Consider the following 26,901-nt stretch of genomic DNA (forward strand, 5'->3'; position numbering starts at 1 on the left):
TCAAGGCCGCGCCAGAATCAACGTCCCCAGTGGCGGCAGGTCCAGGCGCAGGGAACAGGGCTGACCGTGGCTGTCGCGCTCCTCGGTCCACACTTCTCCCTTGCTGCCCGCACCCGAGCCGGCGAAAGCATGGTCATCACTGTTCAACAGTATTTGCCAGCCCCCTGCTTCGGGCACACCGACCCGATAGTCGCTGCGCAGCACCGGGGTGAAGTTGTGCACCACCAGCACCATGGCTCCGTCCTCGCCCCGCCGTAGCCAGGCATAAACGCTGTTGCTGCTGTCGTCACCGATCAACCATTGGAACCCGTCGGCACTGTGGTCACGCTGGTGCAATGCCGGTTGCTCGGTATACAGCCGATTCAGCTCCCGCACCAGATCGTGTACGCCACGATGGTCGTCATAGCTGAGCAGATACCAGTCCAGCTGCGCATCATGGCTCCATTCGCGCCACTGGCCGAACTCGCAGCCCATGAACAGCAGTTTCTTGCCCGGGTGGCTCCACATGAAGGAAAGATACAACCGCAGGTTGGCGAATTGCTGCCAACGGTCGCCGGGCATCTTGCCGAGCAACGAGCCCTTGCCGTGCACCACCTCGTCATGGGAGATCGGCAGAATGAAATGCTCGGTGAAGGCATATAACAACCCGAAGGTGATCTGCTGATGATGATGCCGGCGGTGCAGCGGATCTTCCTTGATGTAATTGAGGGTGTCGTGCATCCAGCCCATGTTCCACTTGCCGGTAAAACCCAGGCCACCTTCCCGGGTCGGTTGGCTGACGCCCGGCCAGGCGGTGGACTCCTCCGCGATCACCAGTGCGCCTGGTGCTTCAGTGGCGACCACATCATTCAGGTGTCGCAGGAACTCGATGGCCTCCAGGTTCTCCCGGCCGCCGTGGCGGTTGGGTATCCATTCGCCGCTCTTGCGTGAGTAGTCCCGGTACAGCATGGACGCCACCGCATCGACCCGTAGCCCATCGACATGATATTCGCGCAGCCAGTGCAGCGCCGAGGCCAGCATGAAGCCATGCACCTCGGTACGCCCCAGGTTGTAGATGTGGGTGTCCCAATCCGGATGCCAGCCCTCGAAGGGATGGGCATATTCGTAGAGCGCGGTGCCATCGAATAGCCCCAGCCCATGGGCGTCCCCCGGAAAGTGCGCCGGCACCCAGTCCAGAATGACGCCGATGCCAGCCCGGTGGCAGGCGTCGACGAAGCCGGCGAAGTCCGCCGGCGTACCATGCCGGGCGGTGGGAGCGAACTGCGACAGGGGTTGATACCCCCAGGAGCCGCCGAATGGGTGCTCCATCACCGGCAGCAATTCGACGTGGGTAAACCCCATATCCTGCACATAGGGAATCAGCTGCTCGGCCAGTTCTGCCCAACCCAGCGGCTCACCACCGGCTTCACTGGTCTGCCGCCAGGAGCCGGTATGCACTTCGTAAATCGCCAGCGGTCTGGTATTGGACTGACGCCCCGCCCGTTCGTCCATCCACTGCTGGTCACCCCACTGGAAATCCGTCCCGGAAGCTACCACCGAACCGGTGGCCGGCGGTTTCTCGGTGGCCAGCGCGACGGGATCGGCCTTCAGTGGCAGGAGTCCGTCCTGGCCGAGGATTTCGTACTTGTAGACCTCACCCGGGCCAAGCCGGGGAATAAACAATTCCCAGATGCCGCCGCCTGGATGCAGCCGCATGGGGTGCCGGCGGCCATCCCAGCTGTTGAAATTGCCAACCACCGACACCCGCCGGGCATTCGGCGCCCAGACCACGAAACGCACACCAGACACACCATCGGCCACCCATGGCTGGGCACCGAAGCATTGACCGAGACGGCGATGGTTGCCTTCACCGAACAGGTAGACATCCATCTCCCCCAGCTGCGGGCCGAAGGCATAGGGATCTTCTGTTTCCTGCACTCCACCATTCCAATGGATGCGCAGGCGGTAGCGGCGACGCTGGTCGAGTGCTCTGGTGAACAGGCCCGGAACAGGCTCGTCCATGGGGCCGATCAGTTGTCCGTCCTCATCCAGCAATTGGACTTCCAGCGCACCCGGTTGCCAGGTACGCACCTGGACGACGCCATCCTGATCATGGGGGCCGAGGAAGGCAAAGGGATTGCCGTGTTCGGCACGGATCAGGGCCTGGATATCCCCATTGTCAGTGCTCATCCGGTTGCTCATCAGGGCCGTTCTCCATCATCGATTTGCATAAACCAATCAATCCTCCCAAGGGCACGTCCAACCAGTCAGGCCGGTAACGGGCCTCGTAATCCACTTCATAGGCCGCCTTTTCGATACTGAACAGCGCCAACGCCGCCCGGGTGCCCTGCTCCGCCCAGGTATGGGGCAGGTCGCTGGCAACCTCCAGATAAGATGTCAGAAAGGCGTGCGCGGCCTGCTCGCGGTAGGCCGCGCAGATATGTTGTCGGGCCTGCTGTGCCTGCTCCGACTGATCGGTGCCGTGGATGCTTCGCAGCGCCATTGCTCCGGCGTAATCGAAGGAGCGCAGCATGCCGGTGACGTCCTTCATGGGGCTCTGACGCTCACGCCGCTGCGGCAGGCTGCGGGTCGGCTCCCCCTCGAAATCGATGAAACAGGCATCGCCCTGCACTACCAGCACCTGCCCCAGGTGCAGATCGCCGTGCACGCGGATGCGCACGCCCCCAGTACAGCGTTGCGCCAGCGCTTTCACCGCCTCGCTCAGTTCTCCACGCCGCGCCAACAACCATTGGGCCTGTTCGGCAGCCACCGCGTCGAGCTGCGCGCGATGTTGATCGATGGCGTTGAGCGCGCCCTGCAGTTGTTCGCCGATATGTTCACCCCACTGAGCACAGTCAGCCTGGGTGGCAACTGCGAAACCGAAGCCCTCGCCGCCCTGCGGGTCAGCCAGCAACAGGTGCATTTCGCCCAGACGCCGGCCCAACGTGCCGGCAAAGGCCTGCAATTCGGCCAACGCCGTGTACTGGTTCTCCTGCTCTGACAGCCCACCCGCCAGTTGATCACGGATGGCCCGCTCCAGGGTGTCGCGAGTCCATTGCCAGGCATCCCCCTGGCTGTCCACATAACCCTGCAGAATCATCAGGGTATGGCTCTCGCCGGTTTCATCGATGCGTTGCACCTGGCCCAGCAACGGTGCGATCGCGGGAAACTCACGTTCGGTGAGAAAGCGGCCCATTTCGATTTCCGGGTGTACGCCGGGCATCACCCGGCGGATGATCTTCAACATCATCCGCTCACCGATGAGCACTGAGGTATTGGACTGTTCCACTGCCAGCGGCAGGATTTCCTCCTCGGGCCGCTCCTCCTGCTGCGCAAGCTTTGCCCCGGCGCTGAAGCGGATCTCCACGCCCTGCTCGTGCACCACCTGATGGCGACGCATATTGTCGATCACCTTGCGGGTAAAACCCGGCAACATGGCGGCATCGGTCAGCAGTCCCAGTCGTGGTCCGCGACGCAAACGCGCCAGCGCGAAGGCCGCAGCGGTCTGGCCGAACATGTCCGGTGTATCGGTATTGCGCAGATAGCCCAATGGCAACTGGTAGTGCGCGTCTCCCACCGTCACCTCACAAAGCACGCAGGGCTCGCTCTGTTCGCAGAAAGGGATCGCATAGCGCAGCCGAATTGGCTCACCGGCGTCGGTCGAGCCGGAAAACCAGCGGCGCTTGGCCAGCCACTGGGGCAGGATTTCCCGCTCCAGCACTCGACGGCAGGCGTCCTTCAGCAGGTCAGCCATATCGTGCTTGATGACCAGGGTTGCCAGCTCCGGCAGCGATTGCACCGGCTCGATATGCCAGCTGGGCATCTGGCTTTCATCCGCCAACACGAACCAGTAGAAGCCATAGGGCGGCAGCGTCAGCAGATAATGCAGCTGGCCGATCGGTGGAAAGCTGCTGCCACCCAGCATTTCCACTGGTACCTTGCCGGCCCAGGCGGATAGATCCAGCTCAGTAGCCTGGGCCGCCCGCGACAGGTTGGCGACGCACAGGATGATCTCGTGGCGGCCCTCCTCGGTGGTGAACTCGCGCAGATAGGCGATGACCTTGCGGTTGGCCGGCGCCAGCATCTTCAGCGTGCCACGGCCAAAAGCTTGCTGCTGCTTGCGGACCGTGAGCATGCGCCGGGTCCAGTTCAACAGCGAATGGGCATCGCGGGCTTGGGATTCGACGTTAACGGTCTGGTAGCCATACAGCGGATCCATGATCGGCGGCAGCACCATGCTGGCCGGGTCGGCCCGGGAGAAGCCACCGTTGCGGTCGGTGGACCACTGCATCGGCGTACGTACGCCATCCCGGTCGCCAAGGAAGATATTGTCGCCCATGCCGATCTCGTCACCGTAATACAGTGTTGGCGTGCCCGGCATGGACAGCAGCAGGCTGTTGAGCAGTTCGATACGCCGCCGGTCACGCTCCACCAGCGGCGCCAGGCGCCGGCGAATGCCCAGGTTGATGCGCGCACGGCGGTCCGCCGCATAGTAGTTCCACAGGTAGTCGCGCTCCTGATCGGTCACCATCTCCAGCGTCAGTTCATCGTGATTGCGCAGGAAGATCGCCCACTGGCAGTTGTCCGGGATGTCCGGTGTCTGGCGCAGGATATCGGTGATCGGAAAACGGTCTTCCTGGGCGATGGCCATGTACATGCGCGGCATCAGCGGGAAATGGAAGGCCATATGGCATTCGTCGCCCAGGCCGCCGTCCTCGCCACCAAAATACAGCTGCGTGTCCTCGGGCCACTGGTTGGCTTCGGCCAGCAACATGCGGTCGGGATAGCTGGCATCCAGCTCGGCGCGAATTTTCTTCAGGACCTGGTGGGTTTCCGGCAGGTTCTCGTTGTTGGTGCCGTCGCGTTCGATCAGATAGGGAATGGCGTCCAGGCGCATGCCATCCACCCCCATATCCAGCCAGAAGCGCATCACCGACAGCACCGCCCGCAGCACCTGGGGATTGTCGAAATTCAGGTCCGGCTGGTGCGAGTAGAAACGATGCCAGAAGAACTGGCCTGCGACCGGGTCCCAAGTCCAGTTGGACGTTTCGGTATCGAGGAAGATGATGCGCGTGCCCTGGTAGATCTGATCGGTATCGGACCAGACATAGAAGTTGCGTGCCTGCGAACCCTTGGGTGCCAGCCGCGCCCGCTGGAACCAGGGATGCTGGTCGGAGGTATGGTTGATCACCAGCTCGGTGACCACCCGCAGGCCGCGCTTGTGCGCTTCGCGAATGAAGCGGCGCACATCGGCCATGCTGCCGTAGTCCGAATGCACCCCGCGGTAATCGGCGATGTCATAGCCGTCATCGCGCCGGGGCGAAGGGTAGAAAGGCAACAGCCAGAGCGTGTTCACGCCGAGATCGACGATGTAGTCGAGCTTCTGGATCAGGCCCGCGAAATCACCGATACCATCGTTGTTGGCATCGAAGAAGGACTTCACGTGAATCTGATAGATGATTGCATCCTTGTACCAGCACGGGTCGTTGAGAAAGGCTCGTGCTCGGGCTCGTCTTGCCATGATCACACCTCAGGCCGCAGGTCGGATACGCCATATTCCAAAGGGCAGATACCAGGGTTCGATACGCATCCACTGGGTCTTGCCGTGCCATAACCAGGTATGGCCATTCATCAGGTCCTCACCATGGGTGGTGGCGTCATCATTCAGACCGAACTCCCACAGCGGCAGTTCAAAGTGTGCTTCCTGGGCGTTGAACGGATCCAGGCAGACGGCCACCAGGATGAAGTTCGACAGATCCGCGGTGCGTTTGCCGAAGTACAGGATGTTGTCATTCCAGACGTGGTACGCCTGAAAGCCCAGGTGAGTCTGCAGTGCCGGGTTATTGCGGCGGATGCGGTTGAGCCGGGCGATCTCACCGATGATGTTGCCCGGTGCGTGCCAATTGCGTGGCCGCAGCTGGTACTTCTCCGAATCCAGGTACTCCTCGCGCCCGGGCAGCGGCTCCGCCTCGCAGAGCTCGAACCCGGAATACATGCCCCACAACCCCGAGCCCATGGTCGCCAGGGCCGCGCGGATGAGAAAGCCGGCGCGCCCGGAGCGCTGCAGGAAGTACGGGTTGATATCCGGCGTGTTGACGAAGAAGTTCGGCCGATAGCAATCGCGCCAGGGCGGCTGGTTCAGTTCGGTGAAATAGCTTTCCAGCTCCTGCTTGGTATTGCGCCAGGTGAAGTAGGTGTAGCTCTGGCTGAAGCCGATCTTGCCGAGCCGCGCCATCATTGCCGGCCGGGTAAAGGCCTCGGCCAGGAAAATCACCCCCGGATGCCGCTGGCGGATGTCGGCAATCAGCCACTCCCAAAACGGCAGCGGCTTGGTATGTGGATTGTCGACCCGAAACAGGGTCACCCCCTGCTCGACCCAGAACAGCACCACGTCACGCAACGCCAGCCACAGGTCCGGCATTGCGTCCTCGGCATAGAATTCGACGTTGACGATATCTTCGTATTTTTTCGGCGGGTTCTCCGCATAGCGGATGCTGCCGTCTGGGCGCCAGTTGAACCAGCCGGGGTGCTCGCGCAACCAGGGGTGGTCCGGCGAGCATTGGATGGCAAAATCCAGGGCCACTTCCAGATCATGGGACCGAGCCGCGGTGACCAAGCGATGGAAATCCTCCAGGTCTCCCAGCAATGGATGCAGGGCATCGTGGCCGCCCTCCTCGCTACCGATGGCGTACGGACTGCCGGGGTCGTTCGGGCCGGCCTGCAGACTGTTGTTCGGCCCTTTCCGATGGGTCAGCCCGATGGGATGGATTGGCGGAAAATACAGCACATCGAACCCCATGCGGGCGATATCCGGCAACCGCTGAATGACGTCATCGAAGGTGCCATGGCGATTCATGTCCTCGGTCTGCGAGCGTGGAAACAGCTCGTACCAACTGGCGAATTCCGCCAGTGGACGCTCAACATCCAGCGGATACTCGGCACTGCGTACCAGCTGGACGCGTTGGCCGGCCAACCGCATGATATGCCCGGTATGGGGGCTCAGCAGCAGGGTTACCTGGGCATCGGTGTCGCGGGCTTCAGCCAATTCCACCAATAGCTCCTGAAGCATATCGATGTGGGCCGGCTCGGCCTGTGCCAGGGTGTCCTGCAGCAGCCGCTCCCCCTCCTGCAGCTCCAGCTCCACCGACACACCCGCCTGGTATTTCTTGCCAAGCTCATCGCAATAGGAAGCCCAGGCATCCACCCAGGCTTCTATCGCAAAATGCAGCTTGTCAGCCTGCCGTGGGGTCAGCTCAGCCTGCCACAGGTCATTACCTCGCGGCGCCAGCGGCAGCCGTTGCCATCCCGCCTGATCATCGGCCCGGCGCCAGATGACCTCAGCCGCCAGCTTGCCGTGTCCGTCGCATACCAGCACCGCAGACAATATCAAGGGCCGACCCTGTACGGCCTTGGCCGCGTAGCGACCCTGTTCCACGGTCGGTGTAATCGACTCGATAGCGATCCGCGGCAGGCTGACAGCCTGTTCGGCTGTCAGCAGCTCAGCCATTGAGGACCGTGCCCCCATTGATGTGCAACACCTGGCCGCTCATGTAGGAAGAGTCGGAACAGGCCAGGTAGACATAGGCCGGGGCCAGTTCCGCTGGTTGCCCAGGGCGGCCCATAGGCGTGTTGCCGCCGAACTCCGATACCTGCTCCGCCGAGAAGGTCGAGGGAATCAGCGGCGTCCAGATGGGACCCGGGGCGACGCCATTGACGCGAATACCGCGACTGCTGAGGTTCATTGCCAGAGCACGGGTAAAGCTGACGATCGCGCCCTTGGTGGCGGAGTAGTCGATCAGCACCGGGTTGCCCTTGTAGGCAGTGATCGAGGTAGTGTTGATGATTGCTCCACCCTCGGGAATATGCGGCAGCGCGGCCTTGGTCAGCAGAAACATACCGAAGATGTTGGTGCGGAAGGTTTGCTGCCATTGGTCCGCGGTGATGTCTTCAAGCTTCTCCTGAGGGTGCTGTTCGCCAGCATTGTTGACCAGCACATCAATCCGCCCCCACTTGCCGGTCACCTCCTCGACGACCTTGCGACAGAAACCTTCGTCAGCCACATCGCCAGCCAGGGTGATAACTTCGCCGCCGGCCTTGCGGATTTCATCCTCGGTCTTGCGTGCATCCTCATGGGAGTCGAGATAGAGCAAGGCGACCTTGGCGCCCTCCCGTGCGTAATGCACCACGACCGCGCGGCCGATGCCGCTGTCAGCACCGGTTACCACGGCCACCTTGCCCTGCAACTTGCCGCCTGACCGATAGTGCTCGGAAATGAATTCCGGTTGCGGATGCATCTGCTCCTCGGAACCGGGCTCCTCCTGATGCTGCGGAGGGGGTGTCTGTTTATCGTTCATGGCGGGTCTCCTCAGTGTCCGCTCACACCCAGCTCGCGGGCCAGCAGTGATCGGATGGTATTGAGATGGCGCTGTTCTTCAGTCAGAGCATGGGTGAAGCTGCTGCCGATATTGGCGTGCCCGCCATCATCAGCCAGCTTGATCAGCAACTCCCAGGCGGCGTTGTCAGTCAATTCGATGGTGAGCATGGCGTTCAATGCCTGAGCCAGATTGGTCCGCGGATCGGTGATCACCTTCAGCGCTCCCGAGCCGACCACCCCGGCGAGGTCGGCGCAGGGCGTCTGCGCCGTTGGATCGGCGCCGAGGGATTCCAGAGCATCGACCAGCAGGAACATGTGCGCCTCTTCATCATCGCGGATCTGCCTGAGCGTCGGGATCAGCTCCGCGCCGGTCTCGCAGGCACCCGCCTTGGCAATCAACGCCTCATACAGACGTACCCCGGTGCGCTCGAAGGCCAGCCGTTCGCCCAATTTGTCGATCAGCAGTTCCGGATCGTTGCCCAGGATCTTGTCGAAGGTGCTTTTCAGCATGCCTTTGACCGACCCGGGAATCGGCACCGAACCGACATCGCCCTCTTCGCGGTTCATCTGCTCGCGGGCATGGGCCAGCGTCGAGGCATCGCCCGGCACGTCGGCGGGCCGCTCACCGACGTATTCCACCATCTTGCGGGTGTCTTCGGGTGACATCTGGGCCCCGGTGAAGTTGTGTCCGAGTTTGGCTGCTTTATTCATTGTCAGGTCCTCACGGGGTTTTGCGGTTCAACTCAGTACCGGGCGTCCAGTCATAACCGGCGGAGACAATATCCGATGCGATACCCTCGGAATTGATATGGCGACGGTATTCCAACGACAGCGGGCTTTCCTGCTCCTTGGGTACGTAGGCGCTGCCGGAGGTGCGCAGATCGGTTTCTTCAGCCAGGACCTTGCGTACGAAGTCGCGCTGACTCTTGAACTGGATCATGCTCGGCAAGGTACCGCCCAGCACTTCAGCCGGGTCGCGCCGATCAATCTGCTTGAAGATGTCGCAGGCCATATTCAGATGGCCCAACTCGTAATCGAGGAAGCGTTCCCACAACGCCTTGATCCGGGGGTTTTCTTCCTGTTCGGCGCAACTGGCGTAGGCGTAGACCTCCATCGCCTCGTGCACCAGCCACTTTTCCATCAAGCTTTCCGCAGGGTCCATGAGCGAGCCATATTGAGTCACGTGCTGCTCCTCCACCGAGGCGATTTCCGCGTAGAGCATGCGTGCGACCGGATCGGTGAAGGTCGGCCCGATGTTCATGTAGTAGTCGTGGGTCTGGTATTCGGCGCCGGTGATCAGTGCCGCATGGATCTTGGTGATCAAATCCGCGTCGTTCTTGTCGTAATTTTCCCGCAGGTCGCTTTCCGGCGCCCGGTGGTGTTCGGAGGTTTTACGCCCCGGCACCAGGTCGGTATAACCCTGCAGGATGTTGTTGGCGTCCTTCCCTTCCAGCCGGTCGAGCATCGCCGCATAGCGATAGAGATGATCAAAATCCTCGAGCAGGCCAAAGCGGTACGTCTGCGCCTGGTAGGGATCGGGTTCGTTCTGGGCCACCGCAGCGGTCACTTCTATCGCCACCTGCTCATAGGCGATCGTGGTTTCCAGCGGCGAATGGTCCGCAGAGAGCAGCCAGTTGACTGCGGTGCATTGATGCTGCTCGACTCGGCGGATCTGGGCCAGGGGCAGCTGCAGTCGTTTGTCGAAGCGCGCAAGCATGTGCTTGACCCGCAATGCATCCGCTTCCACGCCATTCATGAGGATGATCCGCACCCGGGTAAACGCATCATCGTCCAGCTTGCTCATTGGCCGGCTGGCCATTTCCTTCCAGGTAAATTGCTGCTTTTCCAGCGGGGTGCCTTGATTGTCCAGGATTCCGGAAAGACCGTGCATGATGCCTCCTGTCGCAAACGCTAGGGTTCGAGGGGGATGCAGAAAGAATCTTCGAGTAAACCGCCTGACAACCAACCAGGACGGCTTACCGCAAAACTCTCGTCCGGCGCTTCGTCACCAGATAGAAAACGGCGGCGGGAGATGGGTCTCCCCGCCGCCATCGAATCAGCTGCGCCGGCTCTTCTCACCGCCCTTCTGGCCGGCTTCGGATGCGCGCTGCGGGTTATTCTTGAAGTTACCACCGCTGTTTTGTCCACCCTTCTTTCCGGCTTCCGATGCCCGCTTGGGATCTTCAGCGAAATTACCTTTACCACCACGATGTTCAGTCATTTCTGTTCTCCCGTTTCGTTTCGAAGTTAATAGCGGGTTCCACCAATGGAACTCACTATTAATAGGCCGGAGGAACCGGAACTCGTTCAGATCTTTTTTTATATCCAATAATCATCATTTCATTACCGAATATAACGTCACGAAAGACTAACGTTTCGCTTCCGTATCCGGGTTGGCCGAGCGTGCGAGAAAGGCCTGGGTGACTTCGGGAAGGTGTTGCAGCAGCCACTCAGCCATGGCGACTTCTTCCCGCAGATTCTGCTCGCATACTTGCTGGGTATCCATATCGCCAGCCGCTTTCGCCGCCGCACTGAGAATGGTGTAGGAGGCGATTTCCATATGCTCGAACACATAACCGCTCATGGCACCTTTCACCACTTCATCGCCCATCACCATGCCGGATACGCCCTGGGCCATTGCCATCAGCTTGCCGCCGATATCCTTGATCGTCGAAGGGCTGCTGCCGAGCCGTTTGATACAGGCTTCCAGTCGTTCCTGTTGGCCACGTGTCTCCTGGATATGCTGGTCGATCCTGGCCTTGAGCACGGGGTAATGTTCCAGCCGGGCCGATTGGGATGACAACATGGTTTCTGCCTGCAGCTCCATGGCATGAGCATCGCGCAGCCAGTCGAGCAGGTTTTCTCGCGGGTGTTGATTCGTAGTCATGGAGGTCTCCGTTACGCTTAAATATATGAAGTTGTTACGCACAGAAATAGACACTCACTTCCCAGCAAAGTTGGTCCTGTAATAATTGCTGGCACATTAAAACCACACCTGAAGCACAACAACATCGTAATGATAGCCAAGAGACACAGAGTGAAACATTACCCCGCTTATAACTTATAAATAACGACACGGGACGCGGCCTCCTTCTATCGGATTACCACTTCCTCAATTTGCAATCTCGATCGTCTCGTCTAAGTTGAATCAACCACCAACCACTCTGGAGGACACAATGCTTACCGATATGAGCGTATGGCGCGCTGCATTGCCGGATTGCAATATTTCCACGCAGGAAAGACCTGATGGCAGTGCTGTTCTGATAGTCAAGTCCGCGGATGGAAAGGAACTCAGACGTGTGCTGCCCAATGATCCAAAAGGTGCCCATCAGCTCCTGCGCCGGGTACAGTTGGATCTTATGCTCGCAAAGGGGCAGGCCCCTACCCGGGAAGTGATCGGCACTATCGATGTATCCAGTCTGCCGACCTATAACAATGGCCGCCTGCACAAGACTCGTGCAGCCAGCCTGTGGGAGCGGCGCCGCCTGGCGATGAAGGCTTCTGCCCACCGAGGCAATGGCTGACAAAGCCAGGCACAGCCCGAAAGCCCCCTGCTGATCAGGGGGCTTTCGCATTCAGCTGCTGCCAATGCTCCTGTTTGATACGTTGACGATTACGGTATCCCGCCCAGGGATCCTCGGTGAGCTGCGCCAGACGCTGATGCAGATTACCGATATGCCACTGCGCCGCACTGCGCAGCCCCTGCAATTCATCCCGTGCGATGGGCACCGATACCGGTAATCCGGGGCGCGCCCGTACAGAATAGGCGGCCACGGTACTGGCACCGAACTGGTTGCGCAGATAATCGATGAAGATCTTGCCGACCCGGTTGCGCGGTCCCATCTTCGCGGTGAACCGATCCGGTAGCTGCTGCGCCATAAAGGCTGAAATCGCCCGACTGAAGTTCTTCGCCGTTTCCCAATCGATATGCCGCGCCAGTGGAATGATGATGTGCATACCCTTGCCGCCGCTGGTTTTCAGCCAGCTTTCCAACCCCAGTTCGTCGAGTACCGCCAGTACCAGCTCCGTCGCCTCGAGCATGCTTTTCCAAGGCAGGTCGGGATCCGGGTCCAGATCCAGCGTGAGGCGATCTGGTCTGTCGATGTTACTGCTGCCGGCGCCCCAGGTATGGAATTCGATGGTGCCCATTTGTACCGCACCGACCAGCGCCCGGACGTTGTTCACTTCCATGTAGCTGCCGTGCTCGGGATCCAGCGCTGGGTCGAGATGCCGAATATTGGGAATGGCCAGCCGCTCGGCATGCTTCTGGAAGAATGTCTCGCCGCCCACGCCCTCGGGTGCACGCAACAGGGATACCGGCCGCCCAGCCAGATGGGGCACAGCCCAGTCCGAAATGCTCTCGTAAAAGGCCGCCAGTTCGCCCTTGGTGGCGCCACTGCTCTGGTCGATCTGCCGCTGCGCGTTGCTGATCCTGACCCCGGCGACATTGCCGGAAACCTTTTTGCGCCCCATGATCTTTTCCACCTGCTCCGGCGCCAGAGGCTGCTCCCGAATGATCTCCTCGGCGGGCTTGTCGGTGCGCAGCGAGATGAAAACCGGCTGCCGGATCACACCGGCTCCCGTCCACTCGGCAAACTCCACCTCGCATACCAGTTGCGGCTTGACCCAGGTGGCGCTGCGGGAATCGGGCACGGTGCCGTTGACCGGCTGGCGCTCCTGTTGCAATTTCTTCAGTTGCTGATGAATGGTGCTGATCCGCGCCTGGTTGAAACCGGTGCCGACCCGGCCCGCATAGACCAGCTCGTTTTTATCTGCATCATGTACGCCAAGCAGCAAGGAACCGAATCCGCTGCGACTGCCCTTGGGCGCGGTAAAGCCGATGATCACGAATTCCTGGCGCTGTTTACACTTGAGTTTGATCCAGTCGGCGCTGCGGCGGGAAACGTAAGGGCTGCCGGCCCGCTTGCCGATAATGCCTTCCAGGGACATGGCGCAGGCGCTCTTGAAAATGGACCCATAGTCCGCATCGAAGATATCGGAGAACCGCAGCAACTCTCCCGCATGCGTGGATAGTACCCGGTCCAGCGCGGCCCGCCGGGTCTCCAGTGGTTGTTGCCGCAGGTCGTCATCATTGAGGAAGGGTGCATCGAACAGGTAGAGCAGCATCTGCTGGCTGCGCTCGGTATCGAAAGCATTCTGCAGCGCCTGGAAGTCCGGCATGCCATCTTCGTCCAGCACCACCAACTCGCCATCCAGCCAGCTGTTTTTCAGCCCCAGCATGCGCAGTTCTTTCACCTGTGCCGGCAACCGATGACTCCAGTCATGCCCATTGCGGGTAAACACAGTGACTTTGCCCTTGGCATCAAACCGCACCATCAGGCGGTAACCGTCGAATTTGATCTCGTACAGCCAATCACCTGCCGGCGGGCTGCTGGCCAGCGTTGCCAGTTGCGGTGCGAGCATCGCGGGGAAGCTCCCGGCCTTGGCGTTGCTCCTGGCTTTGGTCGGCTTCGCCTTGGGGGCTGGAGGAGTAACCTTGGGCTGGGCTTTGGCGGCCTTACTCTTACTTGATGACTCAGCGGCAACGGTACGGCCGGTCTTTTCATCGATGACCGCCCCGGACAGCACACTCTCGGGCCGCTCGCGTACAACGTCGTATTCATCGCTGGGCCGGGCAGCGTGGTCCTTCTCCTTGATCAGCAACCATTGCTCCTTGTCACCGCTGCCCGGCAGCCGGGTCCGTACCAGGGTCCAGTCGCCGGCCAGCTTTTCACCGATCAGCGTGAACTTGAGCTTGCCGTTCTTATAACTCTTGCGCGGGTCACCCTGGGGCTGCCATACGCCGTGATCCCAAACGATGACATCCCCTCCACCGTATTGCCCCTTGGGAATGCTGCCCTCGAAATCGCCATAGCTCAGCGGGTGGTCTTCCACATGTACCGCCAGCCGCTTGTCCTTCGGGTCCAGGCTCGGCCCCTTGGGCACCGCCCAGCTCACCAGCGTGCCATCGAGCTCAAGACGGAAATCATAATGCAATCGGCGGGCAGCATGCTTCTGGATGACGAAGCTCAGGGAGCCCGCCGCTGCCCGCTTACCTCGCGTCGTCTGCCCTGGTGGCTCACGGGTTTTCTCGAAATCCCGTTTGCGGTTGTATTCGGTCAGGGGTCTGGGCATCGGCAGTGCTCCGTGGGCTCAGAGGATGTTCATCCGGATTTTTTCCGGCGAGATGTACCTGCACCCGAATCGCTGACCTTGCGCGTCCCGCCCTTGCCGCCTTTGCTATCTTTGCTCCCCTTGGCGTTCTTGGCTCCGCCCAGGCTTCGTTTCAGCAGCTCGGTCAAGTCCACCACATCGGCAGTTTGGCGCTCCTCGTCCTGCTCGACGGTTTCCACGGCCTGGATTTCACCGGCACTGGCTTTCTCCTCCACCAGAGCCATGATTTCGTCCTCGAAGGTGTTGCGGTACTCATCCGGTTCCCACTCGCCAGCCATGTCTTCCACCAGACGCTTGGCCATGTCCAGCTCCTTGGCGGTAGGCTTGGCTTTGGTGACGCTGCTTTTCAGCTCCAGATAGGCGATGTCTCGCACCTCTGAAGGCCAGCGCAGCATGATCAGCGCCAACGCCGAGTCCAGCGGCATCAGTGCCGCCAGGCTCTGTTTGGTGCGCACCACCACGTGGGCCAGCGCAACTTTTCCGGTGCTGATCAGGGTTTCGCGCAGCAGGGCGTAGACCTTCTCGCCGCGCCGGTCAGGTGCCAGGAAATAGGGCTTGGAGATATGCAGCAACGGAATCGCCGCGCTGTCGATAAAAGAGAAGATATCGATGGTCTGGGTGGCTTCCGGCAAAGCGGCCTGGATTTCCTCTTCGCTGATGACAACATAGTTGCCCTTCTCCAGCTCTACGCCCTTGACGATGTGCTCGCGGGCCACTTCCTTGCCGGTGACCTTGTTCACCCGCTTGTAGCCCACCGGGTCCATGGTCCGCTCGTCCAGCCAGTCAAAATCGACCCCACTGGAGCTGGTGGCGGACACCAGCGATACCGGAATGTGTACCAGACCGAAACTGATTGCGCCTTTCCAGATTGCCCGTGCCATAACCTTGCTCCCGGCCATTGTCTACGGATGACCAGGCGGCGACGAGGAAAGTTCAGGCCATAGACGGCAGCCGCGACCGCCCGGCCGCCGGGCGGAAAAAACAATGAACCAACATCCCGCTTCCGCAGGTCTGTAGCTGTATGGATACCGCGATATCAGTGCCGACCTGAAACGGGGGAACAGACCAATGGGCCAGAAGCATCGGTTTCTTATCAGCTACATTCTCGACAGCCAGCCCATGAACATCGAGGTGGAAAGCACCGGCGAGCACATGACACCCGAGCAGGCCCGGGCGCATGTCGAGGCGCGCTACGACGACAGTTCCTCGGACCAGATAACCGATATTCGCATCTCTCCGATCCTGCATCCCGACTCGGAGCCCGGCCACAACTATCAACCCTGACCGCTACCCGCCTGGAGAACCCGCATGCGCGCACTCACCTACCATGGCAGCCATGATGTCCGTGTCGATACCGTGCCGGACCCAACCATCCTGGAAGATGACGACATCATTCTCAAGGTGACCTCGACCGCCATCTGCGGCTCAGATCTGCACCTCTACCGGGGTTCGATACCGCAGGTCAAACACGGCGATATCTTCGGTCACGAGTTTCTCGGCGAGGTGGTGGAAGCCGGTCGTGCGGTCACGGCGGTAAGCAAGGGTGACAAGGTCATCGTCCCCTTCGTCATCGCCTGTGGTGATTGTTTCTTCTGCAACCTGGACCTGCATGCCGCCTGCGAGACCACCAACCCTGATCGCGGTGCCATTCTCAACAAGAAGCAGATTCCACCGGGCGCAGCGCTGTTCGGGTACAGCCATCTGTATGGTGGCGTGCCGGGTGGGCAGGCGGAATACGTGCGTGTGCCCAAAGCCAATGCGGGCACCTTCAAGTTCCCCAACGAGCTGGATGACGAGAAAGTGCTGTTTCTGACCGACATCCTGCCTACGGGTTACCAGGCGGCAGTCAATGCCGGTATCAAGCCCGGCAGCAGTCTGGCTATTTATGGGGCCGGCCCGGTGGGCCTGATGTCAGCTGCCTGCGCTCGCCTGCTGGGCGCCGAGCAGATCTTCATGGTTGACCATCACGCCTACCGCCTGGAATTCGCTCGCCAGACCTATGGGGTGATACCGGTCAACTTCAATGAATACGATGACCCTGCGGCGGCCATTATCGAGAACACTGCCGGCCTGCGCGGCGTCGATGCGGTCATTGACGCGGTCGGGTTCGAGGCCAAGGGCAGCACCACCGAAACCGTGCTCAAGACCCTGAAGCTCGAAGGCAGCAGCGGCAAGGCCCTGCGCCAGAGTATCGCCGCGGTGCGCCGCGGCGGTACGGTCAGCGTTCCTGGCGTCTATGCCGGATTCATCCATGGCTTCCTGTTCGGCGATGCTTTCGAGAAAGGGCTGACCTTCAAGATGGGCCAGACCCATGTGCATGCGGTACTGCCAAAACTGCTCGACCATATCGTTCGGGGTGAGCTGCATCCAGACATCATCATCAGCCATCGCATGAGCCTGGAGCAGGCTGCCGAGGGCTACCGGATGTTCGACCGCAAGGAGCAGGAATGCCGCAAGGTCATCCTGCGTCCCTGATTTTTATCCAAAGAGGAGAATCGTCATGCCACAAGGCGATAAAGACAAGTACACCGACAAGCAGAAGCGCAAGGCTGAACACATAGAAAAGGGTTACGAACGCAAGGGCGTCTCGGATAAGGAAGCCGAGTCGCGTGCCTGGGCTACCGTCAACAAGCAGTCCGGTGGCGGCAATCGTTCTGGCGGCTCCGGCCAGAAGAAGTCCTCCGGCAGCAAAGCCACTGACCGCAGCGATTCGGCCAAACAGGCCGCGGCTACCCGCAAGGCCGGCTCGCGCTCCGCTTCGCTGCAGGATCAGACCAAGGACCAGTTGATGGCCAAAGCCCGCGCGCGGGATATCAAGGGACGCTCCAGCATGCGCAAGCAGGAGTTGGTCAATGCCCTGCGCAAAAGCAACTGATGAGGCGAATATGTACCGGATATTACGCGACCTGACCCGCCCGCCGGCGACCAAGAATGTCAGCAGTACCGAGAAGTGGATATCCATCGGCGGCGGGTTGCTACTGATCGGCAAGGGCCTGGCCCGACCGGGCCCAATGCGGCTGGTCAAGCTGGCTCTGGGCGCTGCGGCGGTCTACCGTGGCGCGCGGGGCTATAGCTCGACCAAGCAACACCTGCGCCGGGTACGTGCACAACGGGTGACGCCTACCGCCCCACGCACCTGAAGCGCGCCAGCCCATTGCACGACCATGCGGGGGACGACTATGGACCGCCTCTCTTCGCCAGGTAAGTCAGCTCTCGCGCTGCTGATCACCGAGGAGCTCGAATCGGACCACGAAGCCCATGTGCGCCGGCATCTCGCAGAGCAGCTCGCCGGTGTGCTGGGTCTGCGCTTTACCGGTGTACGGCACGGCAGGCAGCTGGATGAAACCGATATCTATGTCATTCCCGATGCCACGCTGGTGACCCCGCAGCCCGGCATCCGCTCCGATCAGGATTTGTACGGCGGCGTAGTGGCCCGACCGTTCATGGCCAGCAAAGCCATCTCCCATCCCCTGATCAGCAGCGACGCCGCCGCACCCGACGGTTGGACCGAACGCTTCATGGAACTGGCCGGGGATGTGGTGCTGCCCGGTTACAGTGCTTTCAATCTGGATGATGCACTGCGCGCTGGCGCGCAGTTATTGCAGCAGGGCCCAATACGGGTCAAGGTCGTGCAGGCCCGTGCCGGTCGTGGCCAGCAGGTAATCCATGCAATGCCCGAGCTGGAAAAATGGCTGGCCCAGCAGGATGCCTCCCGCGTACGACAGGACGGCGTGGTGCTGGAGGTGAACCTGACCTCCGTTAGAACCTTCAGCGTTGGCCAGTTGCGTATCGGCGGCATGGTGATCAGCTACTTCGGTTGCCAGAACCTGACCGACGCCAATGATGGCACTGCGGTGTACGGCGGCTCGGATCTGTGGCTGGTGCGTGGCGACTATACCGCCCTGCTGCGAGAGATACCCGATCCCGTGGCGCGCCAGCTTATCCACCAGGCCCACCGCTATGAGCAGGCGGCCGAAGCGGCGTTCCCCGGTTTCATTGCGTCACGGCGCAATTGCGACGTTGCCGTTGGTCGCGACCCGAGCGGACAGCAACGCAGCGGCGTGCTGGAACAATCCTGGCGTATCGGCGGCGCTAGCAGTGCGGAGGTTTACGCCCTGTTGGCCTTCGTCGCCGAACCGGCGCTGCAGCGCCTGCAGGCTTCGAGCTGTGAGATCTACGGCGAGGCGCCAGTCATCCCGCCGGACGTCACCCTGTTGTATCAGGGTGATGCCTCGGCTACCGGCCCCATCACCATCGGAGTAAGGGTTACCCCATGGCAGCAACCAGTGATTACATCGAACTGACAGTAGAAGGCGAACAGATCGCCGGCACTCTGCTCTCCCCCCAGAAACAGATGCCCGGTTTGCTTTTCGTGCACGGCTGGGGCGGCAGCCAGAGCCGCGACATGATGCGCGCACGGGGTGTCGCCGGCCTCGGCTGTGTCTGCCTGACGTTCGACTTGCGCGGCCACGAGAAGACCATGGCGCACCGGCAGAGGGTGACCCGCGGGCAGAACCTGGAAGATATTCTGGTGGCCTACGACCGTCTTGCCCAGCATCCGGCGACGGACCCTGAGCGTATCGCCGTGATTGGCACCAGTTACGGCGGTTATCTGGCAACCATCCTGACCACGCTACGGCCGGTGCGCTGGCTGGCCATGCGCGTGCCCGCGCTGTACTGGGACGAACAATGGAATCTGCCCAAGCAGCAACTGGATCGCGCAGAGTTGATGCGCTATCGCCAGAGCACTCTCGGTCCTCTGGATAATCGCGCACTGGGCGCCTGCGCCACCTTCGAAGGGGATGTGCTGATCGTCGAATCCGAACACGACGAGCATGTGCCCCACGAAACCATCATGAACTACCGCTCCTCCTGCCGCAGAGCGCACTCCATGACCCACCGCATCATTGATGGCGCCGATCATGGCCTGTCCTCTGAACGTTGTCAGCAGGCCTATACCAGCATCCTGACCAATTGGATCAGCGAGATGATCATCGGCGACCGGATCGGTCACCTGTCCTGAGCCCGCGCCATACTTAAGGTAGACGACGATTTAGGTTGAACCTTGCGGGCCGGAAATTCATCTATTCAGATACATACCCCAGTAGCAGAGGTGAATCATGCACAACGCACAACAACCGACGCATTTGAAATTACTGGCCTGCGCCGTCATGTCAGTGGCCCTGGGTTGTACCGCCGTTGCTGTCCATGCACAACAGGACGCACCAGCCGACATTGACCGATCCACGCAGACCTCGGGCCCAACCGGCACGCCTGCCACTACCGGTGACGGTGGCAGTGCCGATACCACCGGCGCCATTCGTGATAACGATGTGGATGGTGGCATGGCCGGCATGGATACCGATAACGACACCATTGATGCGAATGATTTTCTTGAGGAAGCCTCAGCCAAGGGCGTTGCGGAAATCGAAACCGCGCGCAAGGCGCTGGAACAGGGCCAATCGGAACAGGTCAAGGAATTTGCCAACATGATGATCAAGGATCATGCGGCAGCCAACGAGAAAATGGCCGAACTGGCTGCCTCGAAAGACCTGGAAATATCCGATGAAGCCACGCTGATGGACAAAGCCAAGGCGATGATTCTCGATGCGCGTGACGGCGAATCCTTCGATGCCGCCTATGCCAACAACCAGGTCGCGGCGCATGAGCAGACCATCGAACTGTTCGAACGGGCCGCCCGCTCGGATGATGCCGAGATCGCCAGTTTCGCCAAGGAAACCCTGCCGAAGCTCAAGGAACACCTGAAACAGGCCCAGGCACTGGTCGAGTCCACTCCGGATACCTGATATCGGACGCGCTTGATAATGGGGCCCGGCTTATGTCGGGCCTCTTGGTTTGTGGCTCTGAACCACCCCTCCCAAACTGATTTCCCCTGTCGTCAACTGACCGCCACTGGCGCAGCCGGCTCGAAACTGTCCGAGCGCGCCATGGACCACATTCGCCGATAGAATTCCCCCTGCACCTCGCCCTTGAGCAAGGCACCCGGTTCGAGAAAGGCATGCATCTGCGAGTACAGTTTGACCTCAGTGGCGGACAATCGGTGCACAAGAAAATGGGGCTCCAGTTGCGCGGGATGGGACAACCCTGCCGCCGCCAGCATTTCCGCCAGGGCAATCATGGTATTGCGATGAAAGTGATACACCCGCTCAGCCTTGTCCGGCACCACCAGGGCACGTTGGCGTAGCGGATCCTGGGTAGCGACGCCGGTAGGACAACGGTTAGTGTGACAGGTGCGAGACTGGATGCAGCCAATGGCGAACATGAAGCCGCGCGCAGAATTGACCCAATCCGCCCCTATCGCCAGCACCGAGGCGATATCAAACGCGCTGATGATCTTGCCACTGGCGCCGATGCGGATCTGGTCACGCAGCCCCACGCCAACCAGAGTGTTATGGACGAACATCAGGCCCTCACGCAGCGGCACGCCCAGGTGATTGGTGAACTCCAAAGGCGCGGCGCCGGTACCTCCTTCCTTGCCGTCTACCACGATGAAATCCGGCACGATACCGGTCTCCAGCATAGCCTTGGCGATCGCCATGAATTCCCACGGATGGCCCAGGCACAGCTTGAAACCGACCGGCTTGCCTTCGGCCAATTCGCGCAGGTGTTGAATGAACTGCAGTAATTCGATGGGCGTGGAGAAGGTCGTGTGCCGCGCTGGCGAGATGCAATCGCGATCCTGGGGAATGCCGCGGGTCGCGGCAATTTCGGCGCTGATCTTGTGTTTGGGCAGAATCCCACCGTGCCCGGGCTTGGCGCCCTGACTCAGCTTGATTTCGATCATCTTCACCTGCGGCCGGCGCGCCTGGACCGCGAAGCGCTCGGCATCGAATGCCCCGTTGTCGTCACGGCAGCCGAAGTAGCCACTACCCAGCTCCCAGATCAGGTCCCCGCCATGCTCCAGGTGATAGGGGCTGATGCTGCCCTCCCCCGTGTCATGGGCGAAGTTGCCCAGCTGCGCCCCCTTGTTCAGCGCCGAGATGGCGTTGGCGCTCAGGGAGCCGAAACTCATCGCCGAAATATTCAGTACCGACGCCGAATACGGCTGACGACACTGTGGGCCACCGACGGTCACGCGGAACTCGTCCGGGTTGCCATGCACCACCGGCAGCATCGAATGGCTGATGAACTCGAACCCGGTGTGGTTGACGTCTTTCAGCGTGCCAAACGGGGTATCAGCCGTCTGATTCTTGGCCCGGGCATAGACCAGCGAGCGCTGCGCCCGGGAGAACGGCAACTGCTCGTTGTCACTCTCGATCAGATACTGACGGATCTCCGGGCGAATGCTTTCCACCAGATAGCGGATATTGCCAAGAATCGGATAATTGCGCCGCACGGCGTGCCGATGCTGCAACAAGTCGAAAATCCCGAGCAGACTGAGCGCAGCGGCAACAAGAGTCAACGGCCACAACCAACCGATAGTGGACAGGAACGGCAGGCTGAGAAGGGTGAGCAGCACGCACAGGGCAAAGAAGGTATAGCGACCAAACAGTGGCAGTTTCATTCCGGCTCCCGGTGACAGACCAGTCAGGAGTCTAACAGGAGCCCGGAACGAAAAAACCCTCGCATCTCTCGATGCGAGGGTTTCGGATATGGCGCAGTGGACGGGACTCGAACCCGCGACCCCCGGCGTGACAGGCCGGTATTCTAACCAACTGAACTACCACTGCGCGTTACCTCGAGTGGTGGGTGATGACGGGATCGAACCGCCGACCCTCTGCTTGTAAGGCAGATGCTCTCCCAGCTGAGCTAATCACCCATTTGCTCTCGAAGTGGGGCGCATTCTAGGCAGGTTTAAGACGTCTGGCAATACCTTTTGTGAAATAAATCCCGCTTTCTTTCAATATGTTATGCAGTCGTCCGGCGGGACTGGCTGAAAATCTCCTCACGCGCAATAATGCCCGCCCTTCCCATTTTCCAAATTCATGCATCATCACAAGGACTGCCCATGTGGTTTCGTAATCTATTGCTCTACCGTTTCAGCCAGGACGTCCCTTTTAACGAAGCAGAACTGCTCGCCGCCCTTGAACAACGCCCCGCTCGCCCCTGCGCCAGCCAGGAAACCCACACTCTGGGGTGGACCACCCCCTTCGGTCGTCACTCCGAGAATCTGTTGCAGGTTGCCGAGGGTTACTGGCTGGTCGCGTTGCGCAAGGAAGAACGGATCCTGCCCGGCAGCGTGGTGAAGGACGCCCTGGCCGAGAAAGTGGAAGAGATCGAAGCCCGCGACGCCCGCAAGGTCTACAAGAAAGAGCGCGATACCCTCAAGGACGACATCATCATGTCCCTGCTGCCGCGCGCCTTCACTCGCACCCAGACCACCCTGGCCTGCATCGCCCCTAAGGAAGGCTGGATTGCCGTCGACACTTCCAGCGCCAAGCGCGCTGAAGACCTGCTCAGTCTGCTGCGTGAAGGTACCGGCAGCCTGCCGGTGCGGCCGATGAACGTGAAGATGGCCCCCGCCGCCTGCATGACCGATTGGGTCAAGACCGGCCAGGCCCCCGAAGGATTGCTGATCTCCGATGAATGCGAGCTGCGCGACACCGGTGAAGATGGCGGTGTGATCCGCTGCAAGCGCCAGGATCTGTCCAGCGACGAAATTCAGCAGCACCTGACGGTCGGCAAGCAGGTCAGCCAGTTGGCGCTGCACTGGCATGACAAGTTGTCCTTCACGCTGGATGACAAACTCGCGGTCAAACGCCTGCGCTTCGAAGAGCTGCTGCGTGATGAAGCGGATGATCAGGGTGGCGACGACATGGCCGGCCAACTGGATGCCAGCTTCGTCATCATGTCCCGCACCCTGTCGGAACTGCTTCCGGCCCTGACTGCGGCACTGGGCGGCGAAGATATTCCGCAAGGTATCTGACCACCAGCCCAGCTATAACGGGGCTTGGGCAAGCTATCCACAAAAGCTGTGGAAAACTCTGTGGATAGCCTGCCTAAAACTCTCCCCGCAGCAAGTAATACGTGGCTGCGAGTCAAAATGCTCAAAATATAACCACATGTTTTTTGCAATAAAATCAACAAGTTACAAACATGCGTGATATTTCAGTTAGTTAGACTGGCATTTTATCCACCACCGAAGGTCCCGCCCTTCCGCTGTGCACAATGTCAAGCGCCCACGTCTCAAAAATCGTTAAAAAAACCCCGATAAAAACCGCCGTACGCTCTTGACGGGCCGGGCAAAACCTTCCAACTAGATAGATGCAATACTCACTTCTCTCGCATCCGATCCAGCCAGGCGTTGGCTTCCCGACCGGAAGCGGTGTGCGCATAGTGCCGGGCAATATAATTCATGCGTTGCTCGGCAGTCTGCCGGTCACCCGCTTCGGCGGCCTGCATTGCGAGCCGGTATTCGGCTCCTGCCATATCCTCCAGCAGCTCGTGCAGCCGGGGTGCAACCTCGGTGCGGTAGTCGGAGTCGGGGTAGCGGCGGACAAAGTCGGCAAACTGCGCGTGAACCTTGCGGCCCTCTTTCAGACGCAGTGCATCATCATCGGCAGTCATCTCGAAGCGTGCATATTGCGCCAGGGTCAACAGATAGGCGGAATAGTCCGGGTAAGGGGGCTCCACGTGCCGTTTCTGGTAATCATTGAGCAATGTCTCCACCGCCACCACTTCACCCTGCTGAAGACAGACATAGGCGGCTTGCTGTTCCAGCTCGGGCGCTTGGTGTTGGCGCAGATCCGAGATCAGTTTGGTGTCACAACGCCCCATGCTGATCTTCGCCCGGGCATCAACCAGGCCTTCCTCCTGACGCTGCTGCGAGCCCGTACTCGCACACCCGGCCAGACCGGCCAATAGCAACAGCACTACACATAAACGCATCGAATTTCCTCTGCCATCACGGCTATGGTTCCGTTTCACTGTAATTGCGCCTGCCAGCTCACCCAACCCTGCGGGTTCGGTCGGCCAAGCAGGCCAAGCCCCTCGGACAGCATGGGTTCGGCATCTGCCCGCGCCTGCAATTGCACATTGAGTTTCATTGGCTGACCTGGACGCCAGCGCGCATCCCCCATCAACCCCAAAGGCCCGCCCTGATCCTGCAGATCCAGGGTCAACCAGCCGTCCGCATTCCCCAGTGTCGCGGTCAGATGCCCGAATGGCATCGCCTGGGGCAAGCCACCCGCCGCATCCTGCCATACCAGGCGGCCGTTGGCTGCAACCACTGACTCGAAATCCTCCAGTGCCAGTTGGGGCACATCCAGCAACCAGGCGCCGCGCAGCACGAAGGGCGCATTGTTAATGGCTGCCATGCTCGCGGCATCGAGCGTGCCGTGGATATCGGTGAGCGTCAGCGAGCCCAGCCCAGCGTTCAGTTGTGCGTTGACGTTGCCGTTACGCGGCTGCCAGAGCAAATCAAGACCGACCTGACCGCCGAGCAGACGGGACGGCAGCCAATCCCAGCTGAGCCGTCCCTGATCAACCCCATCCACTTCCACTCGCGCCACCTGTCCGGACCACAGCGTGCCGGTCAGCCCATGCAGGGTCACTGCGGCGGGCAATTGCCCTTCCAGGCGCTTCCAGACAAAGGCCGCCGGCAGATTCCACAGCAGGGTCAGCAGGTACAACAACAGGGCGCAGACCAGCATGGCCTTGATATTCCAGCGTTTGATCATGACCGCGGCTCCACCTTGACCCGGGCCGATACCTGCCCCGGCGCCGCTCCTGCATCCACCGCCAACTGGCTGACCTGCAATCCGTGGCGCTGCTCCAGCTCCGCCAGCCACAACACCAACCTGTCGAAACTCGTTTCGCTGAACCACAGCCGTGCGCCCTGCCCTTCGGGCTGGACCCGCTCCATCGTCTCGCGGATACCGGCAGCGCTGGCGGAGACCTCCACCAGGGTCAACACCGAGCCGCCTGCTGCCGCGCCATTGCCCGGACGATCTTGTTGCGCCGCCTGGCGCTTGACCTGCGTCGCGACCTGCTGCATCCAGCTCAGGTCCGCCGACAAGGCGCTGATATCTGTCCGCAACTGCTCACGTTTCTGGGCCAACGGCTCCCAGATCAACAACCAGAGCACCAGGATGAACAGCAGCACCGCTCCGCCAGCCAGAATGATACGTTCCCGCGGGGCCAGCCCCGCCCACCAGGCATTCATGATCCACCTCTCTGAACTCGCAATCGGGCGGTTACCCCGTCTGTCCCTGAATCCGCACCTTGCAGGGTCTCGCTCAAACCCGGGCCGGCTGCCAGCTTGGCCCGGATACCTTCCAGTTCGGCGAAGGATGGCAACTGCAGCTCCAGCTCGATCTCCGTCGGTGTCGCCCGGAACTGCCTGATCCTGCCGGGCTCGCCCTCGCCCACCACAGCCAATACGTCGTACAACAGACTCCCGGTACCGTTCTCTCCCGCCTGTACATCCCCACCGGCCAACGCCTGCTGAAACTGGGTGACGGGATCAACCCGCCGGCTTTTCGGCAAGGTACGGTCGAACAACAAATCGATTTCAGTCCGCAGCCGTTCGCGTTCACCGGACAGGGCCATACCTTCAAGCACCAGTTGACCGACCAGCGCCGCCAGTAACACGCCGGCAGCGATCATCACCGGCCGCAGCTTGCGCCAGGGTGGCGTTGCCATGCCGTTGGTGTAGGGCCCGACCAGCAAGTTGAGCGCGCGCGCGGGTTGCTGAGCACGTTTGAGCGCTGCCTCCAGAGTCGCCAGCGGCTCCGTCTGGCGCAGCTCGGCATTCCCTTCCGTCAGTCCCAGGTCAGCCGGCTGGAAACCGTGCAGATGCAGCACCCGCTGCTCTTCATCCAGTTGCGCCACCCGCTGTTTGAGCCAGAAACCGAGCATGCTGGTCTCGATCAGCACTGGCTCCTGATCGGTACTGGTTACCAGCGCCTGGTCAACATCATCGGGCCATGGCGAGGGTTGTACATGCAGCCCCACCTCAGGTGCCGCCTCATCATGCAGGCTGGCCTGAGGCAACAGCGCTTCCAGGCGCCAGCCGGCGTCCTGGCATTCCTCCAGCCAGGCCTGCATATGGCGCTGTTCGGTAACCGCCGCAGCAAAACGACCATCGCCGCGGCGCGGGCCCACCACCAGATGCAACTCCTCCAGTTCCTGACCAAGCTGGTCTTCCAGAGCATAGGGCAGCGCAGCGCGGGCGGCCGCGGTCCGGCGGACCGGGATGGCGACACGATACAGATTCACCGCAGTGGCTGGCGCCAGTGCGCGCAGGCGCTCCGCAGGGAAACGGCTGCGCAACTGGGTCAGAGGGTCCTGCCCCGATTCTTCCAGGGTGCCATCACGCCCGGTGCGCCACCATTGCAGGCGGGTGGGTTCCAGCGTCTCGATGCCCGGAAAATCAGGCAGTAGCACTATCAGCATGTTTTCATCCGTCGATT

General features: G+C 60.8%; 24 protein-coding genes and 2 tRNA genes. 9 read left to right on the top strand and 17 right to left on the bottom strand.

Annotated features, from left to right (window positions below; genetic code table 11):
* The 8 genes from glgB to BM267_RS02850 form a co-directional block, all read right to left on the bottom strand.
* Entirely contained in the window at positions 1-2,181 is a 2,181-nt protein-coding gene (gene glgB / locus BM267_RS02815; protein ID WP_074777973.1) for a 1,4-alpha-glucan branching protein GlgB, read from the bottom strand.
* On the bottom strand, positions 2,159-5,500 hold the full coding sequence (gene treS / locus BM267_RS02820; protein ID WP_074777971.1) for a maltose alpha-D-glucosyltransferase: 3,342 nt from the start codon (positions 5,498-5,500) through the stop codon (positions 2,159-2,161). The genes glgB and treS overlap by 23 nt, the downstream gene beginning before the upstream one ends.
* A 9-nt stretch (positions 5,501-5,509) precedes the next feature.
* Positions 5,510-7,486 (bottom strand): alpha-1,4-glucan--maltose-1-phosphate maltosyltransferase, encoded by a 1,977-nt coding sequence (locus tag BM267_RS02825; RefSeq protein ID WP_074777969.1) that lies wholly within the window; start codon positions 7,484-7,486, stop codon positions 5,510-5,512.
* Positions 7,479-8,333: an SDR family oxidoreductase gene (locus tag BM267_RS02830; protein WP_036988667.1), complete on the bottom strand. Its 855-nt coding sequence runs from the start codon at positions 8,331-8,333 to the stop codon at positions 7,479-7,481. The genes BM267_RS02825 and BM267_RS02830 overlap by 8 nt, the downstream gene beginning before the upstream one ends.
* Before the next feature lie 11 nt (positions 8,334-8,344).
* Positions 8,345-9,064, bottom strand: a complete 720-nt coding sequence (locus BM267_RS02835) for a DUF892 family protein (protein ID WP_036988665.1) — start codon at positions 9,062-9,064, stop codon at positions 8,345-8,347.
* Positions 9,065-9,074: 10 nt separating this feature from the next.
* Positions 9,075-10,244, bottom strand: coding sequence for a hypothetical protein (locus BM267_RS02840; RefSeq protein ID WP_036988663.1), 1,170 nt, complete (start codon positions 10,242-10,244; stop codon positions 9,075-9,077).
* A gap of 165 nt (positions 10,245-10,409) precedes the next feature.
* On the bottom strand, positions 10,410-10,574 hold the full coding sequence (locus BM267_RS02845) for a con-10 family general stress protein (protein WP_036988660.1): 165 nt from the start codon (positions 10,572-10,574) through the stop codon (positions 10,410-10,412).
* 147 nt (positions 10,575-10,721) lie between these two features.
* Positions 10,722-11,240, bottom strand: coding sequence for a ferritin-like domain-containing protein (locus BM267_RS02850; protein ID WP_036988658.1), 519 nt, complete (start codon positions 11,238-11,240; stop codon positions 10,722-10,724).
* Positions 11,241-11,529: 289 nt separating this feature from the next.
* Between BM267_RS02850 and BM267_RS02855 the strand changes: the two genes are divergently transcribed.
* Positions 11,530-11,877 (top strand): DUF3509 domain-containing protein, encoded by a 348-nt coding sequence (locus BM267_RS02855; protein ID WP_074777967.1) that lies wholly within the window; start codon positions 11,530-11,532, stop codon positions 11,875-11,877.
* Positions 11,878-11,911: 34 nt separating this feature from the next.
* On the opposite strand, the gene ligD is transcribed toward BM267_RS02855, so the two are convergent.
* The gene (gene ligD, locus BM267_RS02860) at positions 11,912-14,488 is read right to left on the bottom strand and encodes a DNA ligase D (protein ID WP_074777965.1); all 2,577 of its coding nucleotides are present in this window, start codon (positions 14,486-14,488) and stop codon (positions 11,912-11,914) included.
* A 29-nt stretch (positions 14,489-14,517) separates the two neighbouring features.
* Positions 14,518-15,408 carry a non-homologous end joining protein Ku gene (ku, locus tag BM267_RS02865; RefSeq protein ID WP_074777963.1) on the bottom strand — a complete coding sequence of 297 codons (891 nt, stop codon included), beginning with the start codon at positions 15,406-15,408 and terminating at the stop codon, positions 14,518-14,520.
* Positions 15,409-15,595: 187 nt separating this feature from the next.
* Here ku and BM267_RS02870 point away from each other — a divergent pair, with 187 nt between their 5' ends.
* The 7 genes from BM267_RS02870 to BM267_RS02900 all read left to right on the top strand — a co-directional run bounded on the left by BM267_RS02870 (position 15,596) and on the right by BM267_RS02900 (position 20,334).
* Positions 15,596-15,811: a hypothetical protein gene (locus BM267_RS02870; RefSeq protein ID WP_074777961.1), complete on the top strand. Its 216-nt coding sequence runs from the start codon at positions 15,596-15,598 to the stop codon at positions 15,809-15,811.
* A 24-nt stretch (positions 15,812-15,835) separates the two neighbouring features.
* Entirely contained in the window at positions 15,836-17,002 is a 1,167-nt protein-coding gene (locus tag BM267_RS02875) for a zinc-dependent alcohol dehydrogenase (RefSeq protein WP_036988650.1), read from the top strand.
* A gap of 25 nt (positions 17,003-17,027) precedes the next feature.
* The gene (locus BM267_RS02880; protein WP_074777959.1) at positions 17,028-17,402 is read left to right on the top strand and encodes a Rho termination factor N-terminal domain-containing protein; all 375 of its coding nucleotides are present in this window, start codon (positions 17,028-17,030) and stop codon (positions 17,400-17,402) included.
* 10 nt (positions 17,403-17,412) lie between these two features.
* Positions 17,413-17,667 carry a DUF2892 domain-containing protein gene (locus tag BM267_RS02885; RefSeq protein WP_051610712.1) on the top strand — a complete coding sequence of 85 codons (255 nt, stop codon included), beginning with the start codon at positions 17,413-17,415 and terminating at the stop codon, positions 17,665-17,667.
* A gap of 39 nt (positions 17,668-17,706) precedes the next feature.
* Positions 17,707-18,831, top strand: coding sequence for a DUF3182 family protein (locus BM267_RS02890; RefSeq protein WP_074777957.1), 1,125 nt, complete (start codon positions 17,707-17,709; stop codon positions 18,829-18,831).
* A complete protein-coding gene (locus BM267_RS02895; protein WP_036988645.1) occupies positions 18,801-19,550 on the top strand; it encodes an alpha/beta hydrolase family protein in 750 nt (249 codons plus the stop codon). The genes BM267_RS02890 and BM267_RS02895 overlap by 31 nt, the downstream gene beginning before the upstream one ends.
* A 322-nt stretch (positions 19,551-19,872) precedes the next feature.
* Entirely contained in the window at positions 19,873-20,334 is a 462-nt protein-coding gene (locus BM267_RS02900; protein WP_051610908.1) for a DUF4142 domain-containing protein, read from the top strand.
* Between the two features lie 92 nt (positions 20,335-20,426).
* Here the strand turns inward: BM267_RS02900 and BM267_RS02905 are convergent, their stop codons facing one another.
* The 3 genes from BM267_RS02905 to BM267_RS02915 form a co-directional block, all read right to left on the bottom strand.
* Positions 20,427-22,052: an FMN-binding glutamate synthase family protein gene (locus tag BM267_RS02905; protein WP_074777955.1), complete on the bottom strand. Its 1,626-nt coding sequence runs from the start codon at positions 22,050-22,052 to the stop codon at positions 20,427-20,429.
* 89 nt (positions 22,053-22,141) lie between these two features.
* Positions 22,142-22,218: transfer RNA gene (locus BM267_RS02910), tRNA-Asp, on the bottom strand.
* Between the two features lie 13 nt (positions 22,219-22,231).
* Positions 22,232-22,307 (bottom strand) — tRNA-Val (locus BM267_RS02915).
* Positions 22,308-22,496: 189 nt separating this feature from the next.
* On the opposite strand from BM267_RS02915, the gene rdgC reads away from it, so the two are divergent.
* Positions 22,497-23,414, top strand: coding sequence for a recombination-associated protein RdgC (rdgC, locus tag BM267_RS02920; RefSeq protein ID WP_074777953.1), 918 nt, complete (start codon positions 22,497-22,499; stop codon positions 23,412-23,414).
* 347 nt (positions 23,415-23,761) lie between these two features.
* On the opposite strand, the gene bamD is transcribed toward rdgC, so the two are convergent.
* The 4 genes from bamD to gspL are packed head-to-tail and all read right to left on the bottom strand — an operon-like array spanning position 23,762 to position 26,884.
* Positions 23,762-24,376, bottom strand: a complete 615-nt coding sequence (gene bamD / locus BM267_RS02925) for an outer membrane protein assembly factor BamD (protein ID WP_074777951.1) — start codon at positions 24,374-24,376, stop codon at positions 23,762-23,764.
* A 35-nt stretch (positions 24,377-24,411) separates the two neighbouring features.
* Complete coding sequence (locus tag BM267_RS02930; RefSeq protein WP_036988640.1) at positions 24,412-25,167, bottom strand: type II secretion system protein N; 756 nt, start codon at positions 25,165-25,167, stop codon at positions 24,412-24,414.
* Entirely contained in the window at positions 25,164-25,652 is a 489-nt protein-coding gene (gene gspM / locus BM267_RS02935) for a type II secretion system protein GspM (RefSeq protein WP_074777949.1), read from the bottom strand. Before gspM ends, BM267_RS02930 begins: the two co-directional genes overlap by 4 nt.
* A complete protein-coding gene (gspL, locus tag BM267_RS02940; protein WP_074777947.1) occupies positions 25,649-26,884 on the bottom strand; it encodes a type II secretion system protein GspL in 1,236 nt (411 codons plus the stop codon). The genes gspM and gspL overlap by 4 nt, the downstream gene beginning before the upstream one ends.
* Positions 26,885-26,901 lie beyond the last annotated feature (17 nt).

The sequence above is a fragment of the Halopseudomonas bauzanensis genome, from assembly GCF_900114735.1.
Taxonomy (GTDB): Bacteria; Pseudomonadota; Gammaproteobacteria; order Pseudomonadales; family Pseudomonadaceae; genus Halopseudomonas; species Halopseudomonas bauzanensis.